This window comes from Legionella anisa (assembly GCF_001467525.1).
GTDB lineage: Bacteria > Pseudomonadota > Gammaproteobacteria > Legionellales > Legionellaceae > Legionella > Legionella anisa.
Genome location: NZ_LNXS01000044.1, coordinates 60957 through 69247 on the forward strand (window position 1 = coordinate 60957; position 8291 = coordinate 69247).

An 8291-nucleotide genomic window follows, 5' to 3' on the forward strand; every position below is an offset into this window, starting at 1 on the left:
CGCTTTAGAAACTTCAGTGCGTTATCTTGCTATGGAACTTGGGAGCAAAAAGATTCGGGTCAATGCCATTTCTCCGGGACCAATCAGTACGCGCGCGGCATCAGGGTTGGCCGATTTTGATAAACTGATGGAGAAGGCAGCCAATGAAGCACCCCTTCATCAGCTGGTGACTATAGAGGCGATTGGTGAGATGGCGGCGTTTTTGGTGTCGGATAAAGCCGCTTCCATTACGGGGCAAATTCTCTATGTGGATGGCGGCTATAACATTAGGGACTAAGAAATAAAAAGTTATTTTATTTTCCAAGATGAATTCAAGTGACTACATGTATTGCCCACCGTTGATATCAAAATTGGCACCAGTAATAAAGCCACTTTGCTCATCGGCCAGAAAAGCAACAGCGCGAGCAATTTCCTGGGGCTTCCCTAATCGCCCCACAGGAATTTGGGCAATAATCGCTTCTAAAATATCATCCCTCAGGGAGGCGAGCATCTCTGTACTGATGTAGCCAGGGGAGATGGTATTTACAGTAATCCCTTTCTTTGCCACCTCTTGTGCGAGACTGTTAGTAAATCCATACAGTGCCGATTTACTGGCAGCATAATTACATTGGCCAAATTGGCCTTTGCGCCCATTAACGGAAGAAATGGTGATAATGCGTCCATAACCATTATCCAACATAGTCGATAATACGTTTTTCGTCATGTTAAAGACGCTGGTTAAATTAGCCTGGATGACATCCTGCCATTGTTCAGAAGTCATTTTTTTCAAGGTAGCATCACTCGTTACACCAGCATTGTTGACTAGGACGTCAATTTTGCCATACCTTTCTATGACCAAGTCGGTCAATTTTTCACAATCGTTGAAAGCAGAAATATCCGCATAGGCAATGTCGATATCAAATCCTTGCTGGGCTTGGTTTTTCTGCCATTCTCTTGCCAAATCATGATTGCCGTGTTTGAAATAACAGGCAATAACTTGATAACCCAGTTTTTGCATTTCTTGGCATATGGCGGTGCCAATGCCCCCTGTACCACCGGTAACTAAAGCAACTCGTTTGTTCACTTTTTTCCTCCTTGATTATGGTTACGCGTAAAATAGGTTGCAATCAGAGCTGTATGTGCAGAAAGATAAAATGATGGTCTTTATATTATTTAATTACTTCAACCTCTTCTGCCTGAAGTCCTTTCTGCCCTTTGCCCATTTTAAAATGAACGGTTGCCCCATCAGGAAGCGTTTTAAAGCCGCTATTTTGAATCGCACTAAAGTGGACAAAGTAATCTTTACCATTGCTTTCAATAAAGCCATATCCCTTATCTTTACTAAACCATTTTACTTTGCCTTGAATTTTGTTAGTCATTTTGATTGATTTTCCTTATCATTTGAGCGCTATATAGTGTCATGCGATGACATTATATATGTCAATAGCCAGTATTTTAACTCAGCAACTCGCGGCTTTGTTTAAGTGATGAGGCTTTAATCCACTACAGGAGTTATAAATTTGGGGTTATTGGCAGCCTATTCTCCATTGAGTGAGCCAGAGGGCTTCGCTTCTTCTATCTTTTTCAACGAAACAACTTTATCACACTGGATCTCAATTGTATTTGTTTTAGGTTTCGAGACACCCCAACATCTTATTCGGCTCCCATCTTTATTGATGTATAGAACATGAATAACCAGATTTTTCCCATAAATATTATCTATTTTTATATTTTGAGCATCATTTGTTTTTGTTAGAAGTCTTCCTATTGAATTTCCATAACGATGGAACTCAATTAATAGTTCCGTGTTTGATAATGACACACTTTTCACTTTGGAGTCTTTGTGGTATTTGATGTGATAGGACTCTATATTTGCATAGGCATTTAATCCCATGAAAGATAAGATGGTAATTAAAATAATTTTAAAAAATCCATTTGATTGAGTTTCAAATAATTTGATGTGCTTCCTATGCCCCATATTGATCTCCTCTCTCAGCATCCATCTCTATCGTCAAAGTCGCTCCAAATTAAATCGGAATGTATTTATATCTATTGCATACTACTCACATCAATATTAGTAATACAGCCACTTTGTTCACCATTCAAAAAATCTTACTTAATTATTCTAAAGAATACTATTAAATCAGGAGGCTATTTTTGCTAAAATGGTCCTCATAAATGCAGTGGTCTTAAAAAACACTAAGCCACCGTGGAAGCTATAAGGGATTATGTTCAGCTCTATCAGTGGATGTTTTCATAACCATCCTATTCCAAAGGTTATTGCGTATCATGCTCTACTCAATTGTTTTTTGATGCAGAATGTAGGTTTATGCTATTTCAGAGACATGGAAAGCTTAGTGGACGGTTGAAAGAATTTATAACTGTATGTGTTGCTGAATTTTAAAAATATGGCACTTTTTATACAAGAAGGATAAAAAACGAATATCAATCAGCTGCCAATAGTATTATTGATACAAAGGCAGCGAATGTGATTTAGAGCCAACATTTAAGTCCCAAATGTTATTAAGAATAATTGCCCCAAACGCTCAGCCGGTTCTTGCTCAAGATAATCTTTGCCTTGATATACCTGACTTATTGTTTCAGCTGGCAAATCAAGAATATAAGCTAAATGCTCAATATTAGCTTTACTAAATCGCAGTAAAACGTCAATCCATAGTTTTTGTTTACATTTATTTTGAACAAAATCAAATTGAAAGCCATCGTTAAACTCTACAATACATCCCATGTTACAACTCCGTGTAAATATTATGACAACATGGTGGAGTATAAAATGTTCGGCAAGATATCCTATCCCCAAATTTGGGTATTTTACGATAACAGCCCTAAACGAAAGGCTTTTGAGACGGCTTCGGTAATATTAACGCAGTTCATTTTATTTCGTATGGATTTGGCATGAGTATTTACTGTTTCACTGGATAGATGAAGGTATTCAGCGATTTTTTTTATGGTCATGCCCTTGGAAATCATGCTTAAGCATTGTAGTTCTCTTGGCGTGAGTTGCATTAGTGTTTTTTTAACCGCTTTTCGCATAATAACATTGTTTCTGAATTCCCTATCATTAAATAGTGCCAACCATTTTTGATTTGGCAGAGCTGTTTTTATTTCTGGCAACATTGCATCAAGAAAAAGGCATATAAATTGTTCAAAGGGATCTCGGACTTGGTAGTAGAGCTTTTTGGGATCTGCTACTTTTTCAGAATGATAGGCCTCCACAATTAAATCACATTCATCACATTGGCGAACCATAGCGAATGTAGTACTTAATCTGTAACGGGCTTCTAATATTTGAATGATAGGAATTTGCATTGCATCATACTTTATATCTCGCTGAATAAAAAACTCTTTGCCATTATAAATACTACGGTCATGATCAACATCTCCTCGATATAATCCTTCAGTTCTATATGGAATTGCCCAAAGATATAGATTTGAAATGTAATACCGTTGACCACCGTGAAAAAGCATTGAAATGGAAAAATTGGAAATTTCTTTTGGGCAATTTAACTTCTCGGTTAAGTGATCAATTTTCGCACGAAACCGAATAGAGTCTGATAACTCATTATAGTCATTTAAGTTAACACTAATAGTTCCATCTTCATCAACGCTATGCATTGCTACACCTGTAACAGCAGTACTACTTATAGCCAATCATTTAATATTTGGTTCATTTCTTCTGGTTTCTCCAACATAGCCATGTGACCGCATTGCTCAAAATAAATGAGTGTGGAGTGCTTGATATTCTTTGCCATATGCTCTGAACGCTCAGGAGGCATAACATGATCCTCTTTACTGGCTATTAACAGCGTTGGGCATTCAATTGAAGGTAATAAAGTTGAATGATCTGGTTTATTCAAAATGGCGTTGAGTTGTTTTTTATAATTCTTGACCCCGACTTCCATTGCCATTTCTTGAGCTATAGGTAATAGCAAATTGTGCTTTTGTTTATTATAAATAGAATTTTTAAAGATAAGCTTGATTAAGAAATCAAACTTTCCTTTATCGATTAAATCGAGAGAACGCTCGCGTTCCAATTGTCCCTTCTCAGAGACTAGCTTTGCAGCGGAATTAATTAGAATGAGTTTTTCAATTTTATTGGGGATATGGCGATACAACTCGAGGGCAATATATCCTCCCATAGAAAATCCAATTAAAGTAAATTTTTTAGGGGCAATTGAAGTAAAACGATGAGCCATTTCCACAATAGAATTACTATTGAGTACATCAACATAATGAAATCGTTTGCTTTCCTGAAAAAATATCTCTTGTAGATTCCACAGCTTTGGGGTTGCCAACGCTCCGGGAATGAGTACTATATCCTTGTTCATAGTTTATGATCACATTATTTACAACCGTTATTAAGATATCCTATGGTGGCAATAATTCAAGCAAAATCGAAGCATTTGAGTCAAATTTATGCAATAATTCTGGAACTGGCTAAGTATGAGAACATTCTGGATAAAATTAAAATAACCCAATCACAGCTTGGTGAACTTCTTTTTTGTAATCAGCCTAACCATTTCATTGGTATAGCCTTGGTGGACAAAAAAATTTGCGGTTTGGTGATGTTCAATTACACCCAAAATAATATTTGCGTGAATGTAACTTCGGGGATTTATATTGAGAATTTATATGTTTCTCCTCAGTATCGGCGTCAAGGAATTGGGTGCGCTTTATTCAAGTATGTTGCATGTAAAGCAGCTGCTTATAACTGTTCAAGAATAGAGTGGTGGGTATCTCGAAATAACCGAGAAGCCAGGCATTTTTATAAAAAAATTGGTGGGGTTGCTTTATTAGAGTGGCAAATTTTTAAATGTGACCAAATGGGTATTAATAACTTGATGAGCATAGGAGTTGCTGATGAACATATCCTCTTCGAGTAAAGCATTATTCGCTGGAATTTCTGGCACAGCATTACAATGGTATGACTTTGCTCTTTTTGGCTATTTCGCGCCAATTATTGCAGCAACTTATTTTCCTAATGACAATCAATTTGCTTCGCTTTTAAGTGCTTTTGGTGTATTTGCTGTTGGTTATTTATTAGCACCAATTGGTTCACTTTTTTTCGGCTATATTGGTGATCAATTCGGTAGGAAGCGTGCTTTAACTCTCAGTATTTTAGCGATGGCGATCCCTACAGCCATGATCAGCATTATTCCTTCTTACCAATATATTGGAATTACAGCACCTCTTTTTATTACTTTGTTGAGAGTTATACAGGGTTTTGTCGCAAGTAGCGAATTTACTGGATCTGCTATTTTTCTTGTTGAACACGCTAAGCCTGAGAAAAAAGCATTGTATGGTTGTTTAACCAGTTCGGCTTACAGCACTGGTTTGATACTAGCAGGCCTGGCTGCTTCATTCCTTACGGCATCATTTATGCCAGATTGGGGATGGCGAATCGGTTTTGGATTAGCTTTGATTGCTGGCATTTTGATTTTTTATTTACGAACCCATGTTGCTGAAACGCCTGAATATGAAAATATTGTTCAACATGATAAACGACGTCTGCCATTTCTGGCTGCGCTAAAAGAAGCACCTTTGATAGTACTTGGTATTATTGGCATAGCATGGTTGGTCAGTATCATGACATTTGGGACTTATGTATTTACTGCAACGTATCTACATAGTTATTTTCATATTTCACTTGGTTTAGCTACATTAATTATCACCATAGCTTTAGCAGTTGATGCCACACTTGAACCATTTATTGCTTTGTTAGCAGACAGAATCGGGTTGTTAAAAGTAATTCGATTGGGTATGGTGGCTATGTTACTTTTGAGTATTCCCATTTTTTTCCTACTGGCCACCGGAAATGTTGTTTTGATTGCAATGGGATTGGTTTTCATGTCTATTTTGATTGCCATTACTTATGCGCCACTCAACGCATACATGGTTACTCTATTTCCTCATCAATATCGTTATAGTGGGTTTGGAGTCGCTTTTAATGTAGGCATTTCATTGTTTGGTGGTACAACGCCTATGGTGATGATGTGGCTGGTGAATACAACAAGTAATTTTATTTCACCCGCTTGGTATTATATGTTTGGCGCAATCATAGGATTAGCCGCCATAATGGTTTGTGAACAAGGTCGAAGAAGATTAATACGTTTAGAATCTGCTTTAGCCTATTAAAAATGAGGTATATATGATGTTGTTGTTTAGTTCTGCTTTAGCAAAACACAAGCTTACTTTTACACGATTAAGTGATTGCATGGAATATCTTCCTCTTGTAGCTAAATGGGCTGAAGATGAATGGGGGTATATTCGTAACAAAGGCGTTGAATATCGGGAAGGCGTGATGCGTACGTTGAGCAACGATGTGTATATTGGAACTTACGCAGGACAACCTGTTTCTATGTTTGCTCTACTGGAGCATGAATTCCCTAATTCACGTGAGCTTATGTACGTTTATGTCGATAAAGAGTATCGTGGCTTAGGATTTGGTAAACAGGTTATTGAAGAAGCAAAACGGTTAACAATTGCGGCAGGCTCAGATTTGATTTTGCTAGATACGCTAAAACCTAGTTTAAATCGATTATATGAACAACATGGTGCAAAAGTGGTTTGTGAAGGTAGATTGTTCTCTCATCCCACAGATGTATTGAGCATGACAATATAAATCAATTATAATCATAATTATTTAATAATCTTAATGTAATCTATTATCAGATATCAAACCCTCCTTTCCTAGACAGAAGGGTTTGTCTCAAAAAAATCATAACAAATGAACCGTATTATATGGTTATCTTCTTTTAATCTTTCATCGAATTATTTTAATTCTACTGTAGCTATTGATCTTTAGAACACAATTTGATGTAATAAATAAAACAAAACGTGTTTTATATTTTGTTAGAAATTACTTTTTGTGTTTTTGGTGAGTGAAATGAGTATTTCCTATGTATTGCCTAGACTCATTCGACTGCGAGATGCTCCATCTTATCTGGGTATGGATCGTCATCGTTTTAATGAGGCAGTGAGGCCTAATTTAATTGAAATCCCTATTGGTACTCAAGGGGTAGCATTTGATCGACTTGATTTAGATGCCTGGGTAGACGATTATAAGCAATGTAGTGGTCGTCCCGCAGCAACCAATCGAAGGAGTTTGGATAAATGGGACGAAAACGAACACCGGGGCTCCAAAAGCGTGGTGGGTTCTGGGTCATTGATAAAAAGGTCTTCGGACGCCGACTTTGCGAAAGCACTGGTACTAGCGACCTCGAAGCGGCCGAAAAGTATCTTGCAAGGCGGCTTGAAGAAATAAGGCAGGCAACTGTTTATGGTGTCCGCCCTAAAAGAAGTTTTATGGAAGCAGCAACAAAATTTCTGATGGAGAATCAGCACAAACGTAGTCTTCATGATGATGCAGGAAGATTACGTGAGTTAGTGAAATACATTGGAGATATGTCGCTCGAATCGATTCACATGGGTGCTCTTCAGCCTTTTGTAGAAGGCAGGAGGAAAGATGGTGTGAGTACTCGAACTATAAACCATGGTTTACAAGTGGTAAGGCGAATACTCAATCTTGCTGCCAGTGAGTGGATGGATGAATATGGCTTAACGTGGATCATTAATGCTCCTAAAATTAAATTGTTACCGGAGCATGATCTGCGTAAACCTTATCCATTGAATTGGGATGAGCAACACCGGCTTTTTAATGAGCTACCTTCTCATCTGGAAAAAATGGCGTTATTTGCTGTGAATACTGGGTGCAGAGATCAGGAAATGTGCGAGTTGCGATGGGATTGGGAAATAAAAATTCCAGAGTTATCTCACATTATGGTGTTCATTATCCCTGCTGAGCTGGTAAAAAATGGTGAAGAGCGATTGGTTGTTTGTAATGATACAGCTCGTTCAGTTGTAGAAGAAGAGAGGGGTAAGCATCCTACTCACGTTTTTAGTTTTAGAGGGAAGCCTTTAGCTCGAATTTTATCAACTGGATGGCGGCAAGCAAGAATTAAGGCCAATCTTCAACAGGTGCGTGTTCATGATCTTAAGCATACTTTTGGTCGGAGATTACGTGCAGCTGGTGTAAGTTTTGAAGACAGGCAGGATTTGCTTGGTCATCGCTCAGGCCGGATTACGACACACTATTCTTCGGCAGAATTGCAAAATTTGTATGATGCTGCGAATAAGGTTTGTGAAAAACAAAAAAGCGGAGTAGTGTTGACTTTGTTACGTAATCCAAATTTGAGAATGCCTGCAAATAAAGGCTCTACCCCAAAAAAGGGGGCACTTTAATCAAGTTAGTCTAGACTAACTAATTGATTTCGCGATCAAATTGGAGATTAAAG

The 8291-nt window shown here is 37.8% G+C and carries 11 protein-coding genes; 5 read left to right on the forward strand and 6 right to left on the reverse strand.

Annotation, left to right across the window (positions count from 1 at the left end; all coding sequences use genetic code 11):
* Positions 1-277, forward strand: a 277-nt coding sequence (locus Lani_RS20835) for an SDR family oxidoreductase (protein ID WP_238585190.1), incomplete at its 5' end; no start/stop codon positions are given.
* Between the two features lie 42 nt (positions 278-319).
* Here the strand turns inward: Lani_RS20835 and phbB are convergent.
* From phbB to Lani_RS14360, 6 genes are all read right to left on the reverse strand, one after another.
* Entirely contained in the window at positions 320-1063 is a 744-nt protein-coding gene (gene phbB, locus Lani_RS14335) for an acetoacetyl-CoA reductase (RefSeq protein ID WP_019235669.1), read from the reverse strand.
* Between the two features lie 85 nt (positions 1064-1148).
* Positions 1149-1358, reverse strand: coding sequence for a cold-shock protein (locus Lani_RS14340; protein WP_019235670.1), 210 nt, complete (start codon positions 1356-1358; stop codon positions 1149-1151).
* A gap of 158 nt (positions 1359-1516) precedes the next feature.
* On the reverse strand, positions 1517-1957 hold the full coding sequence (locus Lani_RS14345; RefSeq protein ID WP_019235671.1) for a hypothetical protein: 441 nt from the start codon (positions 1955-1957) through the stop codon (positions 1517-1519).
* Positions 1958-2485: 528 nt separating this feature from the next.
* On the reverse strand, positions 2486-2725 hold the full coding sequence (locus Lani_RS14350; RefSeq protein WP_019235672.1) for a hypothetical protein: 240 nt from the start codon (positions 2723-2725) through the stop codon (positions 2486-2488).
* Positions 2726-2808: 83 nt separating this feature from the next.
* Positions 2809-3612 carry a helix-turn-helix transcriptional regulator gene (locus tag Lani_RS14355; RefSeq protein ID WP_040523563.1) on the reverse strand — a complete coding sequence of 268 codons (804 nt, stop codon included), beginning with the start codon at positions 3610-3612 and terminating at the stop codon, positions 2809-2811.
* A 26-nt stretch (positions 3613-3638) separates the two neighbouring features.
* Positions 3639-4325 (reverse strand): alpha/beta fold hydrolase, encoded by a 687-nt coding sequence (locus tag Lani_RS14360; RefSeq protein WP_019235674.1) that lies wholly within the window; start codon positions 4323-4325, stop codon positions 3639-3641.
* A 42-nt stretch (positions 4326-4367) separates the two neighbouring features.
* Between Lani_RS14360 and Lani_RS14365 the strand changes: the two genes are divergently transcribed.
* The 4 genes from Lani_RS14365 (at position 4368) to Lani_RS14385 (ending at position 8238) form a co-directional block, all read left to right on the forward strand.
* Positions 4368-4880 (forward strand): GNAT family N-acetyltransferase, encoded by a 513-nt coding sequence (locus Lani_RS14365; RefSeq protein WP_019235675.1) that lies wholly within the window; start codon positions 4368-4370, stop codon positions 4878-4880.
* Positions 4858-6132, forward strand: coding sequence for an MFS transporter (locus Lani_RS14370; RefSeq protein WP_019235676.1), 1275 nt, complete (start codon positions 4858-4860; stop codon positions 6130-6132). The genes Lani_RS14365 and Lani_RS14370 overlap by 23 nt, the downstream gene beginning before the upstream one ends.
* A 16-nt stretch (positions 6133-6148) precedes the next feature.
* Positions 6149-6619, forward strand: a complete 471-nt coding sequence (locus Lani_RS14375; RefSeq protein WP_040523584.1) for a GNAT family N-acetyltransferase — start codon at positions 6149-6151, stop codon at positions 6617-6619.
* A 491-nt stretch (positions 6620-7110) separates the two neighbouring features.
* Positions 7111-8238 carry a tyrosine-type recombinase/integrase gene (locus Lani_RS14385; protein ID WP_193393261.1) on the forward strand — a complete coding sequence of 376 codons (1128 nt, stop codon included), beginning with the start codon at positions 7111-7113 and terminating at the stop codon, positions 8236-8238.
* Positions 8239-8291: the final 53 nt, after the last annotated feature.

Bases quoted from the DNA above. Each gene is read 5' to 3' on its own strand.
- Lani_RS14340 (WP_019235670.1), bottom strand. From the start codon at position 1,358: ATGACTAACAAAATTCAAGGCAAAGTAAAATGGTTTAGTAAAGATAAG.
- Lani_RS14345 (WP_019235671.1), bottom strand. From the start codon at position 1,957: ATGGGGCATAGGAAGCACATCAAATTATTTGAAACTCAATCAAATGGA.
- Lani_RS14350 (WP_019235672.1), bottom strand. From the start codon at position 2,725: ATGGGATGTATTGTAGAGTTTAACGATGGCTTTCAATTTGATTTTGTT.
- Lani_RS14355 (WP_040523563.1), bottom strand. From the start codon at position 3,612: ATGCATAGCGTTGATGAAGATGGAACTATTAGTGTTAACTTAAATGAC.
- Lani_RS14360 (WP_019235674.1), bottom strand. From the start codon at position 4,325: ATGAACAAGGATATAGTACTCATTCCCGGAGCGTTGGCAACCCCAAAG.
- Lani_RS14365 (WP_019235675.1), top strand. From the start codon at position 4,368: ATGGTGGCAATAATTCAAGCAAAATCGAAGCATTTGAGTCAAATTTAT.
- Lani_RS14370 (WP_019235676.1), top strand. From the start codon at position 4,858: ATGAACATATCCTCTTCGAGTAAAGCATTATTCGCTGGAATTTCTGGC.
- Lani_RS14375 (WP_040523584.1), top strand. From the start codon at position 6,149: ATGTTGTTGTTTAGTTCTGCTTTAGCAAAACACAAGCTTACTTTTACA.
- Lani_RS14385 (WP_193393261.1), top strand. From the start codon at position 7,111: ATGGGACGAAAACGAACACCGGGGCTCCAAAAGCGTGGTGGGTTCTGG.